Genomic DNA, 23,964 nt, shown 5'->3' with positions numbered 1-23,964 from the left:
GTGTCACCACGCGCTGGGCACCGACCGCGATGGCCGCTTCCCACGTCGAGGTGCGCGGCGGCGCGCCGGTGGCCAGCACCACGTGGGCCCGCCGCGGCAGTAAGCCGGCGGCGCAGCGGTGCGCCGCCGGCTCGTCCAGCAGCACGGCCAGGGCGGCGATCCAGGTCTTGCGGCTCACCGTCGGCGGCCCAGCCCCGGCATGGATGACCCGCACCCCGACCGCGGCGCCGACCCGGTCGACCTCCTCGCGCAGGGCGGGTTCGGTCACCATGGCCAAGACGCCGGCGGTGGAATGCACCGGCCCACCGTGCCGGGCGCGGTCGCGCTGCGCCAGTCACCGACCGGGTCGGGGGTGCGCGGCTGTGGATCGGCGTCCAACTGTGGATCAACCGGCGCAGCGCCCGAATCCGTGTTTCTGCAACACGTTCCAGCACGGCATTGGCTGAAACCGGCGAAGAATTTACTGGAGATAAGGGACGACCCCCGCCAGGGGGGGAGGAGGCGAGGGTCGTCGTGCATCAGCCCCGGGGGGTCGGACTGATACACCCTCGGACTAGGCCGAGTAATGCTCACTATACACACGACAACGCGGGCGAGCGCAAGTACTGCTTGCCACAGATAGCACGGCGCACCGGCGCTGCGGGGCGGTCGGCGCGGCCTTCGACACCCACCGTGAACTGCCATTTCCTACACAACGTCGCGACCCGGGACGCCGCCGCCCTATGCTGGATCGGTGACCGCCTCCGACTCGGGCGCCCCGCAGCAAAACCCCTTGCAAGCACCGGCAACCACCGGTGCGCCGACCCGCACGGCCGCCTTTTTCGATCTTGATAAGACGGTGATCGCCAAGTCCAGCACGCTGGCGTTCAGCAAACCCTTTTTCGACCAAGGACTGATTAGCCGCCGAACCGTACTCAAATCCAGCTACGCCCAATTCCTTTTCCTGCTATCCGGCGCCGACCACGATCAGATGGACCGGATGCGCACCCATCTGACCAATATGTGCACCGGCTGGGATGTGGAGCAGGTCAAGGCGATCGTCGCCGAAACCCTGGACGAGATCGTCACTCCGCTGGTGTTCGCCGAAGCCGCGGAGCTGATCGCCGACCACAAGCTGTGCGGCCGCGACGTCGTGGTGGTGTCGGCCTCCGGGGAGGAGATCGTCGCCCCGATCGCTCGCGCGCTGGGCGCCACCCACGCGATGGCCACCCGGATGGTGGTCGAAGACGGCAAGTACACCGGCGAGGTGGCCTTCTATTGCTTCGGGGAAGGCAAGGTGCAGGCCATCCGGGAACTGGCCGCGCGGGAGGGGTATCCGCTCGAACACTGCTACGCCTATTCCGATTCGATCACCGACCTGCCCATGCTGGAGGTCGTGGGCCACCCGGCCGCGGTGAATCCCGATCGGGCGCTGCGCAAGGAGGCGATGGCCCGGGACTGGCCGGTGCTCACCTTCTCGCGGCCGGTGTCGCTGCGGGACCGGTTGCCCGCCCCGTCCGGCGCCGCGGTGGCAACGACGGCGGTGGTGGGCGCCAGCGCGCTGGCCGCCGGGGCGCTCACCTACTCGCTGCTGCGCCGGTTCGCGTTCTGAGCCCCAGCAACCTCTGGCAGTCACGATCGGATCTCGCCTCGGCCACCGCCTCACAATTGGCCCTTGATGTGACTGTGGTCACGTAGTACAAAGGAACCACGGAAGCCCGGGGAGGCCAAGGTCGATCCGGAAGAGAAGGCTCGACCTCCCGAACCAGGCGACCTAGCACGGATCCCGGTACCCACGCGGAGCCACAGCCGCGAATATGGCAGAAGCGTTGCGGGCCTGCGTAATTGCGAAAAGCGGACGGATTCGGCGGCCCTTTGGGTGGGGTCGCAGCCGGGGCGCATCGCAAGATCGCCGAGGCCACCCACGCAACCCCTTGTTGCACGCTTGGTAACTGAGTTCCGTGCTAGCGGGCGGCGAGCCGTAATTTACGGAGCGTCGCCCGCTTTGCGTGTGCGGACTGGTCAGTGCGACGAGGTGTTGGCGGTCGACTCAGCAATCGACAACGCCTCGGTCGCCCCGTCCTTCAGCGCCCGGCAGCACAGCAGGATCCAGGCCGCCAGCCCGTCGGGGGTGCCGGTGGCAAACTCCCGCGCGGCGGCGCGGTAGTCGCCGGCGCGGCGCATCCAGGTCACCTCCGGCACCCCGAGCCCGTGCGGGTCCAGCCCGCTGGCCATGGTCACCAGTCGCGACACCGCACGCGCCACCACGCCGTCGGCGCTGCCGAACGGCGCCAGCGTCAGCAGTTCGCCGTGGGCGACGGCGGCCACCACCGGCGCCGGCGCCTGCGTCGCCCCGGTGACGATCTCGGCCAGCAACTCCAGCCGGGGCCCGACCTCGGCGTCGGCGCGGGGCCGGCCCAGCTTGTCCTCGTCGACCTGGTCGGCGGCGGCCAGCATGTGCAGCCGGGCCAGCGCCTGCAGCGGTGCGCGCCGCCACACCCCCACCAGGCTGGTCTCCCCACCCTCCAGCGCCTGCGTCACGCGCAGGGCGCCGGCAAAGACCGGATCGGCGGTGGCCGAGTCGTCCAGTTGCACCGGACCGCCGTCGAGCACCGACGACGCCCGGGCCGCACGCAGCGCGGCTTCGGCGGCGGTCACCGGCCAGCCGCGCAGGTTGGCCTTATGCCGGTGCGCCCGCCCCAGCGCGTCGCGCGCCTGGTCGCAGGCGGCGGCCACCCCGGGCAGGTCCAGCAGCGGCGCCAACGGGTCAGTGCTCATGCGCCGCTCCTCCTCATCGTTTGACTCTGCATCGTCGCCGGCGCGGCTCACGACCCCGCCACGATAGCCGCTCGGGCGGGGCGGCTACCGGCCGGAACCGTCCAGCCCGGGGACGGCGGCCAGCAGCTGGGCGGTGTAGTCGTGGGCCGGCGCGGTGAACACCGCCTCGGTCGGCGCGTGCTCGACGACCGTCCCGCCCCGCATCACCAGCACCTCGTCGGCGATCTGCCGGATGACGGCCAGGTCGTGGCTGATGAACAGGTACGCCAAGCCCAGACTGGCCTGCAGCTCGGCGAGCAGGTCCAGGATCTGGGCCTGCACCACGACGTCCAACGCCGAGACCGCTTCGTCGCAGACCAGCAGCTGCGGTTGCAGCGCCAACGCCCGGGCGATCGCGACCCGCTGGCGTTGCCCGCCGGACAGCTCCCGCGGCAACCGGTCCAGTACCGAGGCCGGCAGCGCCACCCGGTCGGCCAGCTCACGCACCGCGCGGTCCCGTTCCCGGCGGTCCCCGATCCGGTGAATGCGCAGCGGCTCCTCGATGATCCGAAACACCGAATACATCGGATCCAGGCTGCTGTAGGGGTTTTGGAACACCGGCTGCACCCGGCGCCGAAACGCCAGCACCGCCGCCCGGTCCAGTCCGGTGATCGGCTGGCCGTCGAAAACCACGGTCCCGGCGGTGGGCCGCAGCAGGCCCAGCACCATCCGCGCCAGGGTGGACTTGCCCGAACCGGATTCGCCGGCGATCGCCACGGTGGTGGCCCGCGCCAGCGTGAACGACACGTCGTCGACGGCCCGAAATTCGGTGCGCCGCCACGGTGGCCCGCCCGGATAGACCTTGGTCAGCCCGGTGACCGCCAACAGCGGCTGCCCGGTCTGCTCCGCCGCCGGCGGCCGGACCCGCACCACGCTGGGTCGCCGCGCCGCCAGCGACGGTGCCGCACGTACCAGTTTCCGGGTGTAGGGGTGCTGCGGCTCGGTCAAGACCCGCTGTGCGGGACCGGTTTCCACCACCATCCCGTCGTGCATCACGACCAGTTCCTCGGCCCGTTCGGCGGCCAGCGCCAGGTCGTGGGTGATCAGCAGCACCGCGGTGCCCAGTTCGCTGGTGAGCCGCTGCAGCCCGTCGAGCACCTGCCGCTGCACGGTGACATCCAGGGCCGAGGTGGGCTCGTCGGCGATCAGCAGCCGCGGTCGGCCGGCCAACCCGAGGGCGATCAGCGCACGCTGGCACATCCCGCCGGACAGCTGGTGCGGATACCGGTGCGCCTGGGTCGCCGGGTCGGGCATACCGGCCTCGGCGAGCAGGGCGACCGCGCGCTGCCGCACCGCGCGGCGGTCACCGACGGTGTTGGCGCGCAACGCCTGACGGAGCTGGAAGCCGACCTTCCACACCGGGTTGAGGTTGGTCATCGGGTCCTGCGGGACGAAACCGATGGCGGTACCCCGGATCGCCCGCAGCTGCCGCCGGTCCGCGCCGGTGAGGTCGACGCCGTCGAAGGTGATCGTGCCGCCGGTGACGCGGCCGCCCGGCGGCAGCAGCCCCAGGATCGCCGCCGCCGTGGTGGATTTGCCCGAACCCGACTCGCCGACCACCGCGACGGTCTGGCCGGCGGCCACGCTGAGCCGGGCGGCGCGGACCGCCGGGGGGCCGTCGCCGAACCGGACCTCCAGGTTGTCCACGGTCAGCAGCGCGGTCATGCGCGCCACGCCCGCGACGCCGGGTCCAGGGCGTCGCGCAGCGCGTCGCCCATCATCATGAAGGCCAGCACGGTGACCGCCAGCGCGCCGGCCGGGTAGAACAGCACCGTCGACCCCGACCGTAATCGGCTCTGCGCCAGGTTGATATCGCCGCCCCAGGACACCACCGACGGCGGCAGCCCCACCCCCAGGTAGGACAGCGTCGCCTCGGTGACGATAAACAATCCGAGCGCGATGCTGGCGACGGCGATCACCGGGCCGATCGCGTTGGGCACCACGTGCCGGGTCAGGGTGTGGAATCGCCCCAGCCCCAACGCCTCGGCGGCCAGCACATAGTCACTGGACCGCACCTCAAGCACCGCGCCGCGGGTGATCCGGGCCAGCTGCGGCCAGCCGAATAAGGCCAGGATGGCGATCACCGTCCACACCGTGCGGTGCGCCATGACCTGCATCAGCACAATGGCCGCCAACAACAGGGGGATGCCGAAGAACACGTCGGCGACCCGGGACACCGCCGTGTCGATCCAGCCGCCGTAGAAGCCGGCCAGCGCCCCCAGCGCGCCGCCGACAAGCAACACCGCCACGGTGGCGCCCACGCCCACGGTGATCGACGCCCGCGCGCCGTAGACGGTGCGGGCGTAGATGTCGTGGCCCTGCAGGTCGGTGCCGAACCAGTGCGCCGCCGACGGTCCGAGCATGCTCTGGTCGGGATCGGCGTAGCCGGGGTCGATCCCGGTGAACAGGCCCGGCACCAGCGCGGCGGTGACCACCAGCAGGATCAGCAGCCCGGCGACCACGAACTTGGGTCGCCGGCGCAGGCCGCGCCAGGTGTCCCGCCAAAAACCGGTGTGCGCCCGCTCAGCCATAACGGATCCGGGGGTCCAGGGCCGCGTACAGCAGGTCCACCATCAGGTTGGCGAGCAGATACACCAGCACCAGCACCGTCACGATCGCCACCACCGTCGGCGCCTCCTGCCGGATGACCGCCTGGTACAGGGCGCCGCCGACGCCGTGGATGTTGAAGATGCCCTCGGTGACCACCGCGCCGCCCAGCAGTGCGCCGAGGTCGGCGCCCAAAAACGTCACCACCGGGATCAGCGAGTTGCGCAGGATGTGCACGACGACCACCCGCGGCCGGGACAACCCGGCGGCGGTGGCGGTGCGCACATAGTCGGCGTGGGCGTTGGCGGCCACCGCCGACCGGGTCAGCCGCACCACGTAGGCGAACGACACCGCGCCGAGCACGAAACCCGGTAGCAGCAGGCGGCGCAACGTGGGCTGGTCACCGACCGTGGCCGGGGCGAGCCCGAGCTTGACCCCGAACACGAACTGGGCGATGAAGCCGAGCACGAAGATCGGCACGGCGATGAGGACCAGGCTGGTCAGCAGCACGCTGGCATCGAAGATGCCGCCGCGGCGCAGCCCGGCGATCACGCCCAGCCCGACGCCGAGGACCGCCTCCACGGTCAGCGCGACCAGGGCCAACCGGATCGTCACCGGAAACGCTTGCGCCAGCACCTCGCTGATCGGCAGACCGGAAAACGACTGGCCGAGGTCACCCCGGGTCAGGCCCTGCAGATACTTCAGGTACTGCAGCCAGAACGGGTCGTCGAGGTGATACTGGGCCCGCAGCTGGGCGGCGACCGCCGGGCTGACCGCCCGGTCCCCGCCCAGCGCGGCGATCGGGTCGCCGGGCAGCAGAAACACCAAACCGTAGATCAGCAGCGTCGCCCCGAAGAACACCGGGATCATCACCAGCAGCCGCCGGCCGAGGTAGCCGATCACCTCAGCCGTCCTTGACGATGCGCTCGTAGTCGGGCATGCCGTTCCAGGCGATCGTGACGTCGTGCACCGCCGTCGAGTGCCCGGCCGCGTTGGCGTAGTCCCACAGCGCGACAATGGGCATGTCATGCAACAGGATTCGCTGCGCGGAGTTGGTCAGCGCGTGCGCCTGGTCCAGGGTGGGCGCGGCCAGCGCGGTCTGCAGCGCCGCGTCGAACCGCGGATTCGAGTAGCCGATGTCGTTGGCGCCGGCACCGGTGACGAACAGCGGTTCGAGGAATTCCAGCAGCGAGGGATAGTCGCCCTGCCAGCCGGCGCGAAACGCGGTGCCGATGGTGTGCTCGCTGATCTGGGTGCGAAACCCCGCGAAGGTGGGTTGCGGCGCCCCGGCGGCGTCGATACCGAGGGTGTTTTTGATGCTGTTGGCCACCGCGTCCACCCATTCCTGATGCCCGCCGTCGGCGTTGTAGGCGATCAGGTACCGGCCGGACCACGGGGCGATGGTGTCGGCCTGCGCCCACAGTCGTCGGGCGCGTTGCGGGTCGTAGGCCAGGGCGTCGTTTCCGGGCAGGTTCGGGTCGAAGCCGGGCAACGATCGGGCGGTGAAGTCGCGCGCCGGGACCCGGGTGTCGGCGAAAATCCGGCGGCAGATCTGCGGCCGGTTGATCGCCGCCGACAGCGCCAGCCGACGCAGCCGGCCTTCCTCGCCGCCGAAATGCGGCAGCCGCAGCGGCGTGTCCAGGGTCTGGTTGATCGCCACCGGTCCGGTGATCGCGCGGTCGCCGAGTTCGCGACGGTAGGTCGGTAGCGCGCTGGGCGGCACGGTGTCGAGCACATCGAGGTTGCCGGCCAACAGGTCGGCGTAGGCGGTCTCCAGGTTGGCGTACAGAATGAACCGCAGCCCGCGGTTGTGGGCGACCCGGTTGCCGTGGTAGCCGGGGTTGGGCACCAGGTCGATTTTGACGTTGTGCTGCCAGGGGTGCGGTTGCGCGTCGTCCATCCGGTAGGGCCCGTTGCCGATCGGGCGGCGACCGAACGCGGCCATGTCGTCAAACGCGGCCCGCGGCAACGGGAAGAACGGCGTGGATCCCAGCCGCAGGGTGAAGTCGATGGTCGGGGCCTTGAGCCGCACCGTGAATTCGGTGTCGCTGACCACGTGCAGCCCCGACATCGTCTGCGCGGTCGGGGTCGGCGCGGCCAGCTGGTCGTAGCCGTCGATCGGGCTGAAGGAGCTCTGCTGCAGCTGGGCGTGGGTGGTCAGGGCGCCGTAGTTCCACGCGTCGACGAACGAGTGGGCCGTCACCGGCGACCCGTCGGTGAACGTCCAGCCGGGTTTGATGGTGATCCGGTAGTTGACGTTGTCGCTGGTCTCGATGGCCCGCGCGACCTCCAGCGCCGGGGCGCCGGCCGCGTCGTAGGACACCAACCCGGCGAACAGCCGCTCCAGGATCCGCGCCCCGTTGGTCTCGTTGGTGTTGGTGGGAATCAACGGATTCTGCGGCTCGCCGGCGTTGACCACAACCAGGTCGGTGTCGGTGCCGCCATTGCCGCAACCGGCCAGCGCTGCGAGCACCAGCAATCCGGCGGCCAGGGCCGCCGCGGCACGCTTCGCACGCATGCCAGCGACAGTAAGGGGTGCCGCGGTGGGCGTCGGGGGCGGCCGGCGACGACACGCCGTCGACGTTCGGCCGCGGTGATTAGGCTCGTGGCGTGACCGAGACGCATCCCGACGCGCCGTCGTCGTACCCGCCGCCCGCAGCGTTCGCCGCGCAGACCAACGCGGGTCCCGAGCTGTACCGGGCCGCCGAGCAGGACCGCCTGGCGTTTTGGGCCGATCAGGCCCGTCGGCTGTCCTGGGCGACGCCGTTCACCCAGGTGCTGGACTGGTCGGCGGCCCCGTTCGCGCGGTGGTTCGCCGACGGCACCCTCAACGTCGCCTACAACTGCGTGGACCGCCACGTCGAGGCCGGCCACGGCGACCGGGTGGCCATCCACTGGGAAGGCGAGCCGGTCGGGGATGCCCGCAGCCTGACCTACGCCGACCTGCAGGCCGAGGTGTCCCGGGCGGCCAACGCGTTGACCGAGTTGGGTGTGGTTGCCGGGGACCGGGTGGCGATCTACCTGCCGATGATCCCCGAGACCGTCATCGCGATGTTGGCCTGCGCGCGGCTGGGGGTGTTGCACAGTGTGGTGTTCGCCGGTTTCTCCGCGGCCGCGCTGCGGGCCCGGATCGACGATGCGCAGGCCAAGCTGGTGATCACCGCCGACGGGCAGTTCCGGCGCGGTGCCGCCGCCCCGCTGAAGGACGCCGCCGACGAGGCGGTGGCCGGCGCCGACACCGTGCAGCATGTGCTGGTGGTGCGCCGCACCGGCGGCGACGTGGCCTGGACGGCCGGCCGCGACCTGTGGTGGCACGACGTGGTCGGCGCGGCGTCGCCGCGGCACACCCCGGCGGCGTTCGACGCCGAGCATCCGCTGTTTTTGCTGTACACCTCGGGCACCACCGGCAAGCCGAAGGGCATCGTGCACACTTCCGGCGGCTACCTGACCCAGGCCGCCTACACCCACCACTACATCTTCGACGTCAAAGCGGACAGCGACGTGTTCTGGTGCACCGCCGACGTCGGCTGGGTCACCGGGCACACCTACGCCGTCTACGGCCCGCTGGCCAACGGGGTCACCGAGGTCCTCTATGAGGGCACCCCGGATTTCCCAGACGGTCACCGCCATTTCGATATCATCGAAAAATACGGCGTGACAACGTATTACACCGCACCCACGTTGATCCGGACGTTCATGAAGTGGGGCCGGGAGATCCCGGACAAACACGACCTGTCCAGCCTGCGGTTGCTGGGGTCGGTCGGTGAGCCGATCAACCCCGAGGCGTGGCGGTGGTACCGCACCGTGATCGGTGCCGGCACGACGCCGGTGGTCGACACCTGGTGGCAGACCGAGACCGGCGCGACGATGATCTCGCCGCTGCCCGGGCTCACCGCCACCAAGCCGGGCGCGGCGATGACGCCGCTGCCGGGGATTTCGGCGCGCATCGTCGACGACGACGGCAACCGGCTGGCGCCGGGCGGCGACCACGGTGAGCAGCCCAGCGGGTATCTGGTGCTGGACGAACCGTGGCCGGCGATGGCGCGCGGCATCTGGGGCGACCCGCAGCGTTTCGTGGACACCTACTGGTCCCGGTTCGCCGCGCAGGGTTGGTATTTCGCCGGCGACGGCGCCCGCTACGACGCCGACGGCGACATCTGGGTGCTGGGCCGCATCGACGACGTGATGAACGTGTCCGGGCACCGGATCTCCACCGCGGAGGTGGAGTCGGCGCTGGTCGGCCATTCCGGGGTGGCCGAGGCGGCGGTGGTCGGTGCCGCCGACGAGCAGACCGGGCAGGGGATCTGCGCGTTCGTGGTGCTGGAGAGCTCCCACGCCGAGCGGGGCGAGCAGATGGTCGACGAACTGCGCGCCCAGGTGGCTCGGGAGATCTCACCGATCGCCAAGCCGCGCGAGATCCACGTGGTGCCCGAGCTGCCCAAGACCCGCAGCGGCAAGATCATGCGCCGGCTGCTGCGCGATGTGGCCGACGGCCGCGAGCTCGGGGATACCTCGACGCTGCTGGATCCCGGTGTGTTCGAGGCGATCCGGGCCGCCAAGTAGGGTTGCCGCCTTTGCCGCCCTGGCCGCCGAGTGTGCGGTGTCATACGCAAAGCGCGGGTGCAGGCGGATCAAACCGCACATTCGGTGCGCGGACGAGAGTCGGTGCGGGGCCGGGAAACCCTAGGCCGGGATGGGCACGAAGCCGGCGCCGGGCCGGTTTTTGCTGTTGACGTCGTCGATGACGGCGTTGATCGACATCACCACCGCCGGGGTGTGCAGCGGGATGTACTTGACCACGCAGGTCGGCAGCGCATCGCTGAACGCGCCGTGGATCATGCCGACCAGCATGTTGTTGACGGTGACCGGCCCCCCGGAGTCGCCGGGCTGGCCGCACACCTGCATGACGATCGTGCCCGGGTCTTGCCCGGGCCCCCAGGTGACGCCGCACGAGTTGCCGGTGGTGCGGCCCTGTTTGCAGGCCACCTGGCCGAACGCCGGATCCGGGCCGATGCCGTTGATCGCGAACCCGTCGAAGTTGGCCACCGGGTTCACCTTGGCCGGATCGAACCGGATCACCGCGTAGTCCAGGTTGTCGTTGCCGGCCACCATGGTGCCCACCGGGCCGTTGCCCTCGGCGCCCTCGGCGGCGACCGAAGCGCCGGGCCCACCGCAGTGCGCGGACGTGAAACCGATCAGGGCGCCGGTGTTGTCGTGGCCGATCGTGGTCAGCGTGCACAGCGTGTCGACGTCGACGACGATTCCGGCGCCACCGCCGAGCGCCACCTTGTTATCGGCGGCGCGGGCCGGCCCGGTGGGCCAGCCCGGCGCCGCCACCGCGGCTAGGGCCACCAGTGCGGCGGCAGCGCGAAGCGCCCAGCGGTGTGCGATCTGCAATGCCCTGACTCCCGTCAACGAGGCCGACCCGGGTACTAGCGCGCAGTCTAGCCTGACCACAGAAGCAACAGGCGTCGCTTGCTCGGGCCTCACCGTGGTTAGCCTCGTGCGGCCCGGCACCGCATGGCAACATAACCCGCGAGGACAGCGAACCGGGAGGACCGTGGAGTGAGCAAGGCTTCAAGCAACGCCGACCGCAAGAACGGGGTGCCGGGCACCCTGACCGCGATCCCCCTGGTCGACCCGCATGCCGTCGCCGGTGACCCCTCGCTCGGTGATCTGGTCAAGGAGGCGACGACCCAGGTGTCGACGCTGGTGCGCGCCGAAGTCGAGCTCGCCCGCGCCGAGATCACCCGCGACGTCAAGAAGGGGTTGACCGGCAGCGTCTTTTTCATCGCCGCGCTGGTGGTGCTGTTTTACTCCACCTTCTTTTTCTTCTTCTTTCTCGCCGAACTGCTCGACACCTGGCTGTGGCGCTGGGTGGCGTTCGCCATCGTGTTCGGCATCATGGTGCTGGTCACCGGGGCACTGGCGGTGTTCGGATACCTGAAGGTGCGCCGGATCCGGGGCCCGCGGGAGACGATCGCGTCGGTCAAGGAGACCCGCACCGCGTTGCGCCCGGACCACACCAAGCCCGCCACGCCCGCCCAGGCCGCGGTCGAGGGGCGGGCGCCCACCGATCCGTCGGGCTGGTAGATGGCAGCACCGGACCCGTCGATCACCCGCATCGACGGGCCGTGGCGGCATCTGGACATCCACGCCAACGGAATTCGGTTCCACGTCGTCGAGGCGGCGAACCCGCACGGCGCACCGCCGCCGCCCACCCAACCGCTGGTCATCCTGCTGCACGGGTTCGGCTCGTTCTGGTGGTCGTGGCGGCATCAGCTGCGCGGGCTGGCAAACGCGCGGGTGGTGGCGGTCGACCTGCGGGGCTACGGCGGCAGCGACAAGCCGCCCCGCGGCTATGACGGCTGGACGCTGGCCGGGGACACCGCCGGGTTGATCCGCGCCCTCGGGCACTCGTCGGCGACCCTGGTCGGGCACGCCGACGGGGGTCTGGTGTGCTGGGCCACCGCACTGCTGCACCCGCGGCTGGTCCGGGCCATCGCGGTGATCAGCTCACCGCATCCGGCGGCGTTACGCGCCTCCATGCTGGCCCGGCGTGATCAGCGTCGGGCCCTGCTGCCCTCGCTGTTGCGCTACCAGCTGCCGATGTGGCCCGAACACGTGCTGACCCGCGCCGACGCCGCCGAGATCGAACGGTTGGTGCGGAGCCGCTCCACCGCCAAATGGCAGGCCAGTGAAGACTTCTGCGAAACCGTCGGTCATCTGCGGCGGGCCATCCAGATACCGTCGGCCGCGCACTGCGCCCTGGAATATCAGCGCTGGGCGGTGCGCAGCCAGCTGCGCGACGAGGGCCGCCGGTTCATGAAGGCGATGAAGCGCGGCGTGGCCATCCCGTTACTGCACGTGCACGGGGACGCCGACCCGTACGTGCTGGCCGACCCGGTCGACCGCACCCGGCGCTACGCGCCGCACGGACGCTACGTATCCGTCGCCGGCGCAGGGCATTTCAGCCACGAAGAGGAACCCGAGCAGGTCAACGCGCAGCTATCCCGGTTTTTGCAGCGGGTGCACCACGGGCTCAGCTGACACAGGTCTCGGTGGACACCGGCGTGGTGTCACCGATCTTGGTCAACTGCCGGGCCACCTCTTTGGCGGTCAACACGAAACCGGTGTCGTTGTCGTCGACGGCGGCGCCGAACACCACGCCCAACACCTTGCCGTGGACATCGATCAGCGGCCCGCCGGAATTGCCTTGCCGCACCGTGCCGCGGATCGTGTACACCTCCCGGGTGACCGTCGCATTGCGGTAGATGTCGGGACCGTTGAGTTCGATGATCTCCCGGATCCGGGCCGGGGTGGCTTCGAAGCCGCCGCCGCCGGGATAGCCCAGCACGATGGCGTCGGTGTCCGATCGCGCCGGCGAGTCGACGAACGCCAGCGGCGACAGCGGCAGATCGGGCACCGCGAGGATCGAGATGTCGGCCTCGGGGTCGAAGGACACCACCGTCGCATCGTAGGGTTTGCCCTCGGCTTCCACCGTGACGCTGTTGGAGCCCGCCACCACGTGGGCGTTGGTCATCACCCGACTGGGCGCGACCACAAACCCGGTGCCCTCCAACACCTTCTGGCAGCTGGTCGCCACGCCGCGGATCTTGACCACGCTCGGTTCGGTGGCCGTCACCACCGGGTTGTCGGACAGCGCCGCATCCGGTGCATCCACGGCCACGATCGGGGTGCGGCTGAACGGCTCCAACACGTCGGGCAGCCCGGAGTTGTCCAGCAGCGCCGACACCCGCTTCGGCACGGTTTTCAGCCAGGGCGGTGCGACGTCGTTGACCTCCGCCAACACCCGCGAACCACGCACCGCGGCGGCCAAGCTCGGCTGATCCGACGAGGTCAACGGCGTCGCCAGCAGCCAGGCCGCCACCAGCACCACCACCAGCTGCAGCGCCACCCCGATCAGCGAGTCCAGGCCACGCACGGCGCGGCTGTGGATCGCGCCGCGGACCGCCCGGCCCAGCACCACCCCGGCAACCTCGCCGACCACCACCATGGACAGGATCAAGAACAAGGCGGCGAACAACTTGGGCCGGGCCCCGGTGATGTGGCTGACCAAATGCGGGGCCAGCAGCACGCCCGCGACCGCGCCCAGCGCCACGCCGACGAACGACAACACCGAGCCCAGTGCGCCGGAGCGCCAGCCCGAGACCGCCGCCACGAACGCGACCGCCAGCACCGCGATATCCAGCCACTGTGACGAGGTCATCGTCGTGTACCGCCTCCGTTGTCGACCAGCGCCATCGCCGCGTCCAGTTCGCGGACGTCGGCGGTGTCCCAGGGCTGCGCCCAGCCGGCCACGTCCAGCATCGCGGAGATCACCTGACCGGTGAAGCCCCACACCAGCATCTCGTTGAGCAGGAACGCCGGCCCGGCCCAGCGGTGGCCGTGCGCGCGGCGGTACACCATCAGGCGGTTCTCCGGATTGATGAACGCGCGCACCGGGACCCGCGCCACGATCGCGGTCTCGGCTTCGTCGACGACGGTCACCGGACCCGGATCGGGCGAGTAGGCCAGCACCGGTACGACGTGGAACCCCGACGGCGCGATGAACGTCCGTTCCATCGTCGCCAGCGGATGCAGCCGGGCCGGGTCGACGCCGGTTTCCTCGCGGGCCTCCCGCAGCGCGGTGGCCACCGGGCCGTTGTCGTCGGGGTCGGACGCGCCGCCGGGGAACGCGGCCTGACCGGCGTGATGGCGCAGGGTGGAGGCCCGCACGGTGACCAGCAGGTCGGCCTCGTCGGGAACACCGGCCGACGACTCGGGGCCGGAAAACAGCACCAGCACCGCCGCGTCGCGTCCGTTGCGGCGCAGTGCCGCGGTGGCTTTGGCCGCGGTCACCAGCGCCAGCACATCGGCGGGCAGCCGGCGCCGGTAGGCGGCCGGGATCTGCCCCACGTTGTCGACCAGCGGGCGCAGCCAGGCGGGGCTGACACCCGGGGTCAGCGCAACCGCCGGGGACGCGTTGGGCCCCGAGTGCGGGGGCGTACCACCAGCGCTCACCGACGCCTCACCTTTCCCATCACGCCTGGCCACCGACCGCGGCTGCGATCTCGTCAGCGCTGGCGAATGCTCGCGGCAGGACCTGCGCAACCGTACCGTCCGCCGCCAACACCACTGTCGCGGGCATCACATTAGGGACCCGCAGCGCTGCGGCGACCCGACGCTGGCCGTCCTGCAGGGTCGGCAGCCGCACCCCCAGCTCCGCCAGCCGCAGCAAGCCGGCGGTCTCGTTCTCGTCCTGATGCACCGTCAGCACCGTCACGCCGGGACCGGCGCGGCGTTGATATTCGGCCATCGCGGGCAGCTCGGCCCGGCACGGCTGGCACCAGTACGCCCACAGATTCAGCACCACCCGTCGGCCGGCCACCGCCCGGCCGACGTCGACCGGCGCGCCGTCGGCCGCGCATTCGACGACCACCGCGTGCAGCGGGCCCGGCCCGTCGGTGTCCGCGCCGGTGGGGCAGGGCGGCAAGGCGGCGCGCCGGCGGGGTTCGCGCAGCGCCGCCTCGGTGTCGGCGTCGCGGTGTTCGCGGTCGGCCGCCGTCGGCGCCGGCGCCCCGGGCCAGGGGCTGGTGTCGCGCAGGGCCAGCAGCAGCGCGGCGATCAGCGCGGCGATCACGGCGATCACCGCGAGAGTCCAGCGGGTTGAGGTGCTCACGGGCGCGCAGCCGCCGCGCTACAGCCCGGCCAGGGCCAGCAGATGCTCGGTCTCCGGGCCTTTGACCAGGGCCGCGGCGATCAGCGGGTCGGTGGGGCCCAGCCCGAACGACGGGCAGTCGCGGGCCAGCACGCACACCCCGCAGGCCGGTTTGCGGGCATGGCAGACCCGGCGGCCGTGGAAGATCACCCGGTGGCTGAGCAGCGTCCACTGGTTACGTTCGATGAGTTCGCCGACGGCGTGTTCGACCTTGACCGGGTCCTCCTCGGCGGTCCACCGCCAGCGCCGCACCAGCCGCCCGAAGTGGGTGTCGACGGTGATGCCGGGGACATCGAAGGCATTGCCGAGGATGACGTTGGCGGTTTTGCGGCCCACCCCGGGCAGGGTGACCAGCTCGGCCATGGTGGCCGGCACCTCCCCGTCGAACCGTTCCACCAAAGCTTGCCCGAGGCCGATCAGCGAGGTTGCCTTGTTACGGAAGAAACCGGTGGGGCGGATGAGGTCTTCGAGCTCGGCGCGGTTGGCCTGGGCGTAGTCCAGCGCGGTCCGATAGCGGGCGAACAGCGCCGGGGTGGTCAGGTTGACGCGCTTATCGGTGCTCTGCGCCGACAGGATGGTGGCCACCGTCAACTCGAGCGGCGTGGTGAAGTCCAGCTCGCAACGCACTTCCGGAAACGCTTGCGCCAGTGCGCGATTCATCCGACGGGCCCGGCGCACCAACCCGATGCGGGTCTCTTCGGCCCACCGCCGGGCCAGTTTGTCGCCCGAGGCGGCGGGCGCCGATCGAGCACCGGAGGAAGGCTTGGCCACGGTCACCTACGACAGGGTACTAATTCGTGATCTCAGCGAGACCTTCCCCGTGTTTACTTGCTCCTTGTGTCTTGGTTGCTAGTGGCCGTCATCCCGGGGTTGCTGATGCTGGCCGCCATCGGACTGGAACGGCTGGAAACCGGCCTCAACGACGACACCGTCACGGCGGCCGACGTCGCGGAATTTCTCGACCAGGCCGAGGCCGACGAGGTGGGCACCCTGGCCCGCGACGGGATGCCCGAAGCGCTCGAGTGCTTCCAGCGGCGCCGCCTCGAGCAACTCGACACCACCCTGGACTGGATCCCCCCGGTGTCCCCGCCGCCGGCGGTCGGGCTCGGGGTGCCGGCCCGGCGGCAGATACATTCACGGGCAAATCCGCAGTTTCGGCCGACTAAACAGGCCAATCGTGTGTAGCGTTGGCACGTCGGTCCGGGCCTACCTCTAGACTTAGATTCGCTAACCTATGTAGGGGTTGGCATGCGAGTTTTCACACATCAGAAGAGCACTTAAGGGGCAACGTGGACGAGATCCTGGCGAGGGCCGGAATCTTCCAGGGGGTTGAACCCAGCGCCGTCGCCGCGCTGACCAAGCAATTGCAACCCGTCGACTTCCCACGCGGACACACGGTGTTCGCCGAAGGGGAACCGGGCGACCGGCTGTACATCATCATTTCCGGCAAGGTGAAGATCGGCCGCCGCTCCCCGGACGGCCGGGAGAATCTGCTGACCATCATGGGCCCGTCGGACATGTTCGGCGAGTTGTCGATCTTCGACCCCGGCCCGCGGACCTCCAGCGCGACCACGATCACCGAGGTGCGCGCGGTGTCGATGGACCGCGACGCGCTGCGGGCGTGGATCGCCGACCGCCCGGAGATCGCCGAGCAGCTGCTGCGGGTGTTGGCGCGCCGGCTGCGGCGCACCAACAACAACCTCGCCGACCTGATCTTCACCGACGTGCCCGGCCGGGTCGCCAAGCAGTTGCTGCAGCTGGCGCAGCGGTTCGGCACCCAGGAGGGCGGCGCCCTGCGGGTCACCCACGACCTCACCCAGGAGGAGATCGCGCAGCTGGTGGGCGCCTCGCGGGAGACGGTGAACAAGGCGCTGGCCGACTTCGCCCACCGCGGGTGGATCCGGCTGGAGGGCAAGAGCGTGCTGATCTCCGACTCCGAGCGGTTGGCCCGCCGGGCCCGCTAGTTCGCTACGCCCCAGCTACGCCGCGCTACGCCGCGAGCGTGCGCAAACGTACGCCAAAACGCCCAGAATTTGGCATTTTGTGCACGTTCGCGCCCTAGATCGGCGCACCCTAGTGGGCGCGCAGGTAGTCCAGCTGGGCCTGCACCGACCATTCCGCGGCGCCCCACAGCTCCTCGTCGACGTCGACGTAGACGTGTTCGACGATCTGGCGGGCGGTGGCGTCCTCGCCGAGTTCGGTCAGCGCCGAGCGCACCTGGTTCAGCCGCTGCTCGCGGTGCGCCAGGTATCCCGACGCAACGGCGTCCAGGTTGGGCAGCTCCGGCCCGTGACCGGGCAGCACCATCCGGGGGCCCATGCCGCGCAGCCGGCGCAGCGACTCCAGATAGTCGCCCAGGCTGCCGTCCTCGGTGTCGATGACGGTGGTGCCGCGGCCCAGCACGGTGTCCGCGGTCAGCACCGCGTCGTCCAGGACGAACGACAGCGAGTCGGCGGTGTGCCCCGGGGTGGCCATCACCGTGATCCGTAGCCCGGCGGCGTCGATCACCTCGCCGTCGGTCAGCGGCCCGCCGAGGCCGCGCAGGAATCCGCTGCCCACCGCGCGCACGGTGGCGCCGGTGGCGTCGACCAGCTTGTCGATGCCGTCGGTGTGGTCGAAATGCCGGTGGCTGATCAGCACCAGCGCCACCCGGCCGACCTCGGCGACCCGCGCGATGTGCTCGGCGTCGTCGGGGCCGGGATCGATGATCACCACCTCGTCGCTGCCCGGCCCGCGCAGCACCCAGGTGTTGGTGCCGTCCAGCGTCATCAACCCGGGGTTGTCGGCCAGCACCACCGAGGCGGTGGCGGTGACCGGCCGCAGCCGGCCGTAGGCGGGGTGGGACAGCGCCACCTACCGACCGCCCGCGACTTCCACGACCAATTCGACTTCGACCGGCGCGTCCAGCGGCAGCTCGGCCACCCCCACCGCGGACCGCGCGTGCGCGCCGCTGTCGCCGAACACCTCGCCCAGCAGGTCCGACGCGCCGTTGATCACCCCCGGCTGGCCGTGGAATCCGGGCGCCGACGCCACGAACCCGACCACCTTGACCACCCGGGTCACCGCGTCGATCCCGACCAGCGCGTCGACCGCGGCCAACGCGTTGAGCGCACAGGTGCGCGCCAGCGCCGCGCCCTGCTCGGGGCTGATCTGGGCGCCGACCTTGCCGGTGCCGGCGAGTTTGCCGGCCTCCATCGGCAGCTGGCCGGAGGTGTAGACGAGGTTGCCGGTCCGCACCGCCGGAACGTAGGACGCCAGCGGCGTCACCACCGGCGGCAGCTCCAGGCCGAGCTCGGCCAGCCGGGCCGACGCGGTCATTTCGGGCGTTTGAGGTAGGCCACCAGTTGCTCACCGGTCGGGCCGGGCATCACCGTGACCAGCTCCCAGCCGTCCTCGCCCCACTGGTCGAGGATCTGCTTGGTCGCATGGGTCAGCAGGGGAACGGTCGCGTACTCCCACGTGGTCCGTTGGCTCATAACGTGAGCTTATCGGTAAGCCCGCGACGGCCTTGGCGCCCGGCAATGGTGCGCGCGGCGGAGCGCGCGAGGAGGAGCCGGGCAATACCGTTAGCATGCAGTGGTGGCACCCACACCGAGCGGCGACAGCGCTATTGGCTGGCCGTCGCGTTTGTCCAAGGCCCGCCTGCATTTCATCACCGGCAAAGGCGGTACCGGCAAGTCGACGGTCGCGGCCGCGCTGGCGCTGGCGCTGGCCGCCGGCGGCCGCAAGGTCCTGTTGGTGGAAGTCGAAGGGCGCCAAGGCATTGCGCAGCTCTTCGACGTCCCCCCGTTGCCGTATCAGGAGCTGAAGATCGCCACCGCCGACGGCGGCGGCCAGGTCAACGCGCTGGCGATCGATATCGAGGCGGCGTTCCTGGAATACCTCGACATGTTCTACAACCTGGGCATCGCCGGGCGCGCGATGCGCCGGATCGGGGCCATCGAGTTCGCCACCACGATCGCCCCGGGCCTGCGCGACGTGCTGCTGACCGGCAAGATCAAGGAAGCCGTCATCCGCCTGGACAAGGGCGCCAAGAACAAAAAGCCGGTGTATGACGCGGTGGTCGTCGATGCGCCGCCCACCGGCCGCATCGCGCGCTTCCTGGACGTCACCAAGGCGGTGTCCGAGCTGGCCAAGGGCGGCCCGGTGCACTCCCAGGCCGACGGCGTGGTCAAGCTGCTGCACTCCGATCAGACCGCGGTGCACCTGGTGACGCTGCTGGAGGCGCTGCCGATGCAGGAGACCATGGAGGCGATCGACGAGCTCAACGAGCTGCAGTTGCCGATCGGCAGCGTCATCGTCAACCGCAACATCCCGGCCTATCTGGCCGCCGACGACCTGGCGAAGGCCGCCGAGGGGGTGGTCGACGCCGACGCGGTGCGGGCCGGGCTCACCGCGGCCGGGATCACGTTGACCGACAGCGACTTCGCCGGCCTGCTGACCGAGACGATCCAGCACGCCACCCGGATCACCGCCCGCGCCGAGACCGCCGAGCAGCTGGAGCAGCTGCACGTGCCGCGGTTGGAGCTGCCCATGATCGCCGACGGCGTCGACCTCGGCAGCCTTTATGAGCTCTCCGAAATACTTGCCCAGCAGGGGGTTCGATGAGTCACAACCCGACCAGCAAGCCACCGGCCCTGGACATCGGCGCGATCCTGTCCGACACCAGCAACCGGGTGGTGGTGTGCTGCGGCGCCGGCGGGGTGGGCAAGACCACCACGGCCGCGTCGATGGCGCTGCGGGCCGCCGAATACGGCCGCACGGTGGTGGTGCTCACCATCGACCCGGCAAAGCGGCTGGCGCAGGCGTTGGGCATCAACGACCTTGGCAACACCCCGCAACGGGTGCCGCTGCCCGACGAGGTGCCCGGCGAGCTGTACGCGATGATGCTCGACATGCGCCGCACCTTCGACGAGATGGTGATGCAATACTCCGGACCCGAACGCGCACAAGCGATTCTGGACAATCAGTTCTATCAGACGGTGGCCACCTCACTCGCCGGTACGCAGGAGTACATGGCCATGGAGAAGCTGGGTCAACTACTGGGCGAAGACCGGTGGGACCTGGTGGTGGTGGACACCCCGCCGTCCCGCAACGCGCTGGACTTCCTGGACGCGCCCAAGCGGCTGGGCAGCTTCATGGACAGCCGGCTGTGGAAGCTGCTGCTGGGTCCCGGGCGCGGCATCGGGCGGCTGGTGACCGGCGCGGTGGGGTTGGCGATGAAGGCGCTGTCGACCGTGCTGGGATCCCAGATGCTGTCCGACGCCGCGGGTTTCGTGCAGTCGCTGGACGCCACCTTCGGCGGGTTCCGGGAAAAGGCGGACCGCACCTACGACCTGCTCAAGCGGCGCGGCACCCAGTTCGTCGTGGTGTCGGCGGCCGAGCCGGACGCGCTGCGCGAGGCGTCGTTCTTCGTCGACCGGCTGTCGCAGGAACGGATGCCGCTGGCCGGCTTGATCCTCAACCGCACCCACCCGCTGCTGTGCAATCTGCCGGTGGAGCGCGCCATCGACGGCATCGAGACCCTGCAGGGCGAGGCGGACACCGACGATGCCACGACGCTGACCGCCGCGGTGTTGCAGATTCACGCCAACCGCGGTTCGACCGCCAAGCGGGAGGTCCGGCTGCTGTCCCGGTTCACCGGGGCCAATCCCCACGTCGCGATCGTCGGGGTGCCCTCGCTGCCGTTCGACGTCTCCGATCTGGAGGCGCTGCGCGCGATCGCCGACCAGTTGACGTCGACCGCCGGCTGAGGACTCGACGCGCACCGACGCCCGCGAGGCGGCGTCGCGCGGACATTTCCGCGACGGGGTGGCTCTCGGTGCTAGAACCTCAGCAGAGTTAGCCAGCGCTGCGGTGCTTGCGCTGTACAGCGAAGAAGTCGGCCCACGAGACGACCTCGGGGTGCTGCTTGAGCAGGGCGCGACGCTGGCGTTCGGTCATCCCGCCCCACACCCCGAACTCGACGCGGTTATCCAGCGCGTCGGCGCCACACTCCAGGATCACCGGGCAGTGCCGGCAGATCACCGCGGCCTTGCGCTGGGCGGCGCCGCGGACAAACAGTTCATCGGGGTCAGTAGTTCGACACAGGGCCTTGGACACCCAGGCGATCCGGGTCTCGGCCTCGGCGCTCTGGACTGCAGTGCGAGTGGTTGCTGTGGTTGTCCTTCGCGCCATGGGCCGTGTAGCTGACACCAGCGATCCTTCCTCCTGGCCGCCGCACGGGCGGCTTCCCCTACTCCGGCGCAGACGCTGGATGCGATCTACGCCACATTGCGCAGGTCAGTGTTACCTGAGTCGCACTGTGTGTCTAAGTTAGGTGGTCAGCTCGCATTTGCGCAACAGTTTCAAAGCCCCTTTTTTGGGACGGGCGTCCCGTCCGATCATGATGGCGGCCCCGGGCAGCGGCGATCCGCCGTGAGCGGCGCGGTTATCTGGTAACGCCGCGGAAAATTTCGTCGACGCTCTGTTCGGGGTCATCTCTGGGGTGCCGCTGGTGGCGTCGCTACTGTGGTACCCATGTCGGAGCGCCCCCCGGCCGGACTCACGGTGATCAAGCTGGCCGGGTGCTGCCTGCTTGCCGGCGTCCTCGTCGCAGCTTTGCTCTTTCCGGCCGTCGGCGGGGTCGGGCTGATGTCCAACCGGGCCTCGGACGTGGTGGCCAACGGCTCGGCCCAACTGCTGCAGGGCGAGGTGCCCGCGGTGACCACGATGGTCGACGCCAAGGGCAACACGATCGCCTGGCTGTACTCGCAACGCCGCTTCGAGGTGCCCGGCGACAAAATCGCCAACACCATGAAGCTGGCAATCGTCTCGATCGAGGACAAACGGTTTGCCGAGCACAGCGGGGTGGACTGGAAAGGCACGCTGACCGGGCTGGCCGGGTACGCCTCCGGCGACGCCGACACCCGGGGCGGGTCGACGATCGAGCAGCAGTATGTGAAGAACTACCAGTTGTTGGTCACCGCGCAGACCGATGCCGAGAAACGGGCGGCCATCGAAACCACCCCGGCGCGCAAGCTGCGCGAGATCCGGATGGCGCTGACCCTGGACAAGACACTGAAAAAGCCGGAGATCCTGACCCGCTACCTGAACCTGGTCTCGTTCGGCAACAACGCGTTCGGCATCCAGGACGCCGCGCAGACCTATTTCGGGGTGGACGCCGCCGAGCTGAACTGGCAGCAGGCCGCGCTGTTGGCCGGGATGGTGCAGTCCACCAGCGCGCTCAACCCCTACACCAACCCCGAGGGCGCGCTGGCCCGGCGAAACGTGGTGCTCGACACCATGATCGAAAATCAGGCCGGGCCGGTCAACGAGTTGCAGGCCGCCAAAGCGGAGCCGCTGGGCATCCTGCCGCAGCCCAACGAGCTGCCCCGCGGCTGCATCGCGGCCGGCGACCGCGCCTTCTTCTGTGATTACGTGCAGGAATACTTGGCCCGGGCCGGGATCAGCAAGGAGCAGGTGGCCCGCGGCGGTTACCTGATCCGCACCACGTTGGATCCCGACGTGCAGATCCCGGTCAAAGCCGCCGTCGACCAATTCGCCAGCCCGACCCTGGAGGGCGTGGCCAGCGTGATGAGCGTGATCAAGCCGGGCAAGACCAGCCACCAGGTGCTGGCGATGGCCAGCAACCGCACCTACGGGCTGAACAGCGACCTCGGCGAAACCATGCGGCCGCAGCCGTTCTCGCTGGTCGGTGACGGCGCCGGGTCGGTGTTCAAGATCTTCACCACCGCGGCGGCCCTGGAAATGGGGATGGGCATCAACGCCCAACTCGAGGTCCCGCCCCGCTTCCAGGCCAAGGGCATGGGTAGCGGCGGCGCCAAGGGCTGCCCGAAAGAGACCTGGTGCGTGATCAACGCCGGCAACTACCGATCGCCGCTGAGCGTGACCGACGCGTTGGCCACCTCGCCCAACACCGCCTTCGCCAAACTGATTTCGCAGGTCGGGGTACCGCGCACGGTGGACATGGCGGTCAAACTGGGGCTGCGCTCCTACACCGACCCGGGCACCGCCCGCGACTACGACCCGGACAGCGACGAGAGCCTGGCCGACTTCGTCAAACGGCAGAACATCGGGTCGTTCACCCTGGGCCCGATCGAGGTGAACGCGCTGGAGCTGTCCAACGTGGCGGCCACGCTGGGCTCCGGTGGGGTGTGGTGCCCGCCCAGCCCGATCGACAAGCTGATCGACCGCAACGGCAACGAGGTTGCGGTGACCACCGAAACCTGTGATCAGGTGGTGCCGCAGGGGTTGGCGAACACGCTGGCCAACGCGCTCAGCAAGGACGCCCTGGGCGGCGGAACCGCGTCCGGCGCGGCCGGTTCGGCGGGCTGGGACCTGCCGGTGTCGGGTAAGACCGGCACCACCGAGGCGCATCGGTCCTCCAGCTTCGTCGGCTTCACCAGCCACTACGCGGCCGCCAACTACGTCTATGACGACTCCAGCACACCGACGGACCTGTGCTCGTTCCCGCTGCGGCACTGCGGTGACGGCGACCTGTTCGGCGGTAACGAACCGGCCCGCACCTGGTTCACCGCGATGAAGCCGATCGCCAACAGCTTCGGTGAGGTGAAACTGCCGCCGACCGATCCGCGGTACGTGGAGGGCGGCCCGAATTCGAAGGTGCCCAGCGTCACCGGCCTGGAGGTGGACCAGGCCCGGCAACGCCTGACCGAGGCCGGTTTCCAGGTCGCCGATCAGCCCAGCTGGGTCAACAGCAGCTCCAAGTCCGGCACGGTGGTCGGCACGGCGCCCAACGGCCAGACTATTCCGGGATCGATCATCACCATCGAGGTCAGCAACGGCATCCCGCCGCCACCGCCCCCGCCGCCGATCAACTTCCCGGCGCCGGAGATGACGGTCGTGGAGATCCCCGGGCTGCCGCCGATCACGGCTGT

Annotated in this window: 23 protein-coding genes and 1 pseudogene; 9 read left to right on the top strand and 15 right to left on the bottom strand. The window is 70.0% G+C overall.

Annotation, left to right across the window (positions count from 1 at the left end):
- Positions 1 to 271, bottom strand: a pseudogene (locus BKN37_RS14345) (septum site-determining protein Ssd); the annotation flags it as partial.
- Positions 272 to 733: 462 nt separating this feature from the next.
- Between BKN37_RS14345 and BKN37_RS14340 the strand changes: the two are divergent.
- Complete coding sequence (locus BKN37_RS14340) at positions 734 to 1,591, top strand: HAD-IB family hydrolase (protein ID WP_071026942.1); 858 nt, start codon at positions 734 to 736, stop codon at positions 1,589 to 1,591.
- Positions 1,592 to 2,001: 410 nt separating this feature from the next.
- On the opposite strand, the gene BKN37_RS14335 is transcribed toward BKN37_RS14340, so the two are convergent.
- From BKN37_RS14335 to BKN37_RS14315, 5 genes are all read right to left on the bottom strand, one after another.
- Positions 2,002 to 2,757, bottom strand: coding sequence for an oxidoreductase (locus BKN37_RS14335; RefSeq protein WP_071026940.1), 756 nt, complete (start codon positions 2,755 to 2,757; stop codon positions 2,002 to 2,004).
- Positions 2,758 to 2,841: 84 nt separating this feature from the next.
- Complete coding sequence (locus tag BKN37_RS14330; protein WP_071026949.1) at positions 2,842 to 4,461, bottom strand: dipeptide ABC transporter ATP-binding protein; 1,620 nt, start codon at positions 4,459 to 4,461, stop codon at positions 2,842 to 2,844.
- Positions 4,458 to 5,327 carry an ABC transporter permease gene (locus BKN37_RS14325; protein ID WP_071026938.1) on the bottom strand — a complete coding sequence of 290 codons (870 nt, stop codon included), beginning with the start codon at positions 5,325 to 5,327 and terminating at the stop codon, positions 4,458 to 4,460. Before BKN37_RS14325 ends, BKN37_RS14330 begins: the two co-directional genes overlap by 4 nt.
- A complete protein-coding gene (locus BKN37_RS14320; RefSeq protein ID WP_071026936.1) occupies positions 5,320 to 6,246 on the bottom strand; it encodes an ABC transporter permease in 927 nt (308 codons plus the stop codon). The genes BKN37_RS14325 and BKN37_RS14320 overlap by 8 nt, the downstream gene beginning before the upstream one ends.
- A gap of 1 nt (position 6,247) precedes the next feature.
- Positions 6,248 to 7,861 carry a peptide ABC transporter substrate-binding protein gene (locus BKN37_RS14315; RefSeq protein WP_071026934.1) on the bottom strand — a complete coding sequence of 538 codons (1,614 nt, stop codon included), beginning with the start codon at positions 7,859 to 7,861 and terminating at the stop codon, positions 6,248 to 6,250.
- A 92-nt stretch (positions 7,862 to 7,953) separates the two neighbouring features.
- Between BKN37_RS14315 and acs the strand changes: the two genes are divergently transcribed.
- Positions 7,954 to 9,906, top strand: a complete 1,953-nt coding sequence (gene acs, locus BKN37_RS14310) for an acetate--CoA ligase (RefSeq protein WP_071026932.1) — start codon at positions 7,954 to 7,956, stop codon at positions 9,904 to 9,906.
- A 120-nt stretch (positions 9,907 to 10,026) separates the two neighbouring features.
- On the opposite strand, the gene BKN37_RS14305 is transcribed toward acs, so the two are convergent.
- Positions 10,027 to 10,740 carry a S1 family peptidase gene (locus tag BKN37_RS14305; protein ID WP_095407092.1) on the bottom strand — a complete coding sequence of 238 codons (714 nt, stop codon included), beginning with the start codon at positions 10,738 to 10,740 and terminating at the stop codon, positions 10,027 to 10,029.
- A gap of 168 nt (positions 10,741 to 10,908) precedes the next feature.
- Here BKN37_RS14305 and BKN37_RS14300 point away from each other — a divergent pair, with 168 nt between their 5' ends.
- Both BKN37_RS14300 and BKN37_RS14295 read left to right on the top strand, forming a co-directional pair.
- Positions 10,909 to 11,436 carry a phage holin family protein gene (locus BKN37_RS14300; protein ID WP_071026930.1) on the top strand — a complete coding sequence of 176 codons (528 nt, stop codon included), beginning with the start codon at positions 10,909 to 10,911 and terminating at the stop codon, positions 11,434 to 11,436.
- Entirely contained in the window at positions 11,437 to 12,393 is a 957-nt protein-coding gene (locus BKN37_RS14295) for an alpha/beta fold hydrolase (protein WP_071026928.1), read from the top strand. It begins immediately after the preceding gene.
- Here BKN37_RS14295 and marP read toward each other — a convergent pair.
- The 4 genes from marP to nth are packed head-to-tail and all read right to left on the bottom strand — an operon-like array spanning position 12,386 to position 15,724.
- Positions 12,386 to 13,573, bottom strand: coding sequence for an acid resistance serine protease MarP (marP, locus tag BKN37_RS14290; RefSeq protein ID WP_071026926.1), 1,188 nt, complete (start codon positions 13,571 to 13,573; stop codon positions 12,386 to 12,388). The genes BKN37_RS14295 and marP overlap by 8 nt on opposite strands.
- Positions 13,570 to 14,367 carry an NUDIX hydrolase gene (locus BKN37_RS14285; protein ID WP_071026923.1) on the bottom strand — a complete coding sequence of 266 codons (798 nt, stop codon included), beginning with the start codon at positions 14,365 to 14,367 and terminating at the stop codon, positions 13,570 to 13,572. The genes marP and BKN37_RS14285 overlap by 4 nt, the downstream gene beginning before the upstream one ends.
- Before the next feature lie 19 nt (positions 14,368 to 14,386).
- Complete coding sequence (locus tag BKN37_RS14280) at positions 14,387 to 15,025, bottom strand: TlpA family protein disulfide reductase (protein ID WP_071026921.1); 639 nt, start codon at positions 15,023 to 15,025, stop codon at positions 14,387 to 14,389.
- A gap of 18 nt (positions 15,026 to 15,043) precedes the next feature.
- Positions 15,044 to 15,724: an endonuclease III gene (gene nth, locus BKN37_RS14275; RefSeq protein WP_095407093.1), complete on the bottom strand. Its 681-nt coding sequence runs from the start codon at positions 15,722 to 15,724 to the stop codon at positions 15,044 to 15,046.
- Positions 15,725 to 15,901: 177 nt separating this feature from the next.
- Between nth and BKN37_RS14270 the strand changes: the two genes are divergently transcribed.
- Together BKN37_RS14270 and crp are read left to right on the top strand one after the other, a co-directional pair.
- On the top strand, positions 15,902 to 16,249 hold the full coding sequence (locus tag BKN37_RS14270) for a hypothetical protein (protein ID WP_071026916.1): 348 nt from the start codon (positions 15,902 to 15,904) through the stop codon (positions 16,247 to 16,249).
- A 104-nt stretch (positions 16,250 to 16,353) separates the two neighbouring features.
- The gene (gene crp, locus BKN37_RS14265; RefSeq protein WP_059101725.1) at positions 16,354 to 17,028 is read left to right on the top strand and encodes a cAMP-activated global transcriptional regulator CRP; all 675 of its coding nucleotides are present in this window, start codon (positions 16,354 to 16,356) and stop codon (positions 17,026 to 17,028) included.
- Positions 17,029 to 17,137: 109 nt separating this feature from the next.
- Here crp and BKN37_RS14260 read toward each other — a convergent pair whose 3' ends face one another.
- Genes BKN37_RS14260 through sp36 form a run of 3 tightly spaced genes read right to left on the bottom strand, consistent with a single transcriptional unit; the run spans position 17,138 to position 18,540 of the window.
- Positions 17,138 to 17,917, bottom strand: coding sequence for an MBL fold metallo-hydrolase (locus tag BKN37_RS14260; protein WP_071026914.1), 780 nt, complete (start codon positions 17,915 to 17,917; stop codon positions 17,138 to 17,140).
- Positions 17,918 to 18,382: a RidA family protein gene (locus tag BKN37_RS14255; RefSeq protein WP_071026911.1), complete on the bottom strand. Its 465-nt coding sequence runs from the start codon at positions 18,380 to 18,382 to the stop codon at positions 17,918 to 17,920. It abuts the gene before it with no gap.
- On the bottom strand, positions 18,379 to 18,540 hold the full coding sequence (gene sp36 / locus BKN37_RS28355) for a Sp36 family protein (RefSeq protein ID WP_095407091.1): 162 nt from the start codon (positions 18,538 to 18,540) through the stop codon (positions 18,379 to 18,381). Before sp36 ends, BKN37_RS14255 begins: the two co-directional genes overlap by 4 nt.
- Before the next feature lie 100 nt (positions 18,541 to 18,640).
- On the opposite strand from sp36, the gene bagA reads away from it, so the two are divergent.
- Together bagA and bagB are read left to right on the top strand one after the other, a co-directional pair.
- On the top strand, positions 18,641 to 19,672 hold the full coding sequence (bagA, locus tag BKN37_RS14250) for an ATPase BagA (protein ID WP_095407090.1): 1,032 nt from the start codon (positions 18,641 to 18,643) through the stop codon (positions 19,670 to 19,672).
- Entirely contained in the window at positions 19,669 to 20,817 is a 1,149-nt protein-coding gene (gene bagB, locus BKN37_RS14245) for an ATPase BagB (protein ID WP_071026909.1), read from the top strand. Before bagA ends, bagB begins: the two co-directional genes overlap by 4 nt.
- Positions 20,818 to 20,905: 88 nt before the next feature.
- Here bagB and BKN37_RS14240 read toward each other — a convergent pair whose 3' ends face one another.
- Entirely contained in the window at positions 20,906 to 21,259 is a 354-nt protein-coding gene (locus tag BKN37_RS14240; RefSeq protein ID WP_071026907.1) for a WhiB family transcriptional regulator, read from the bottom strand.
- Positions 21,260 to 21,583: 324 nt separating this feature from the next.
- On the opposite strand from BKN37_RS14240, the gene ponA2 reads away from it, so the two are divergent.
- Positions 21,584 to 23,964, top strand: a 2,381-nt coding sequence (gene ponA2, locus BKN37_RS14235) for a transglycosylase/D,D-transpeptidase PonA2 (RefSeq protein ID WP_071026905.1), incomplete at its 3' end; no start/stop codon positions are given.

It is taken from the genome of Mycobacterium talmoniae, from assembly GCF_001854525.1.
Lineage (GTDB): Bacteria > Actinomycetota > Actinomycetes > Mycobacteriales > Mycobacteriaceae > Mycobacterium > Mycobacterium talmoniae.
The sequence above is the reverse complement of the archived record's forward strand: the minus strand, read 5'-3'. Positions and strand labels throughout refer to the sequence as shown.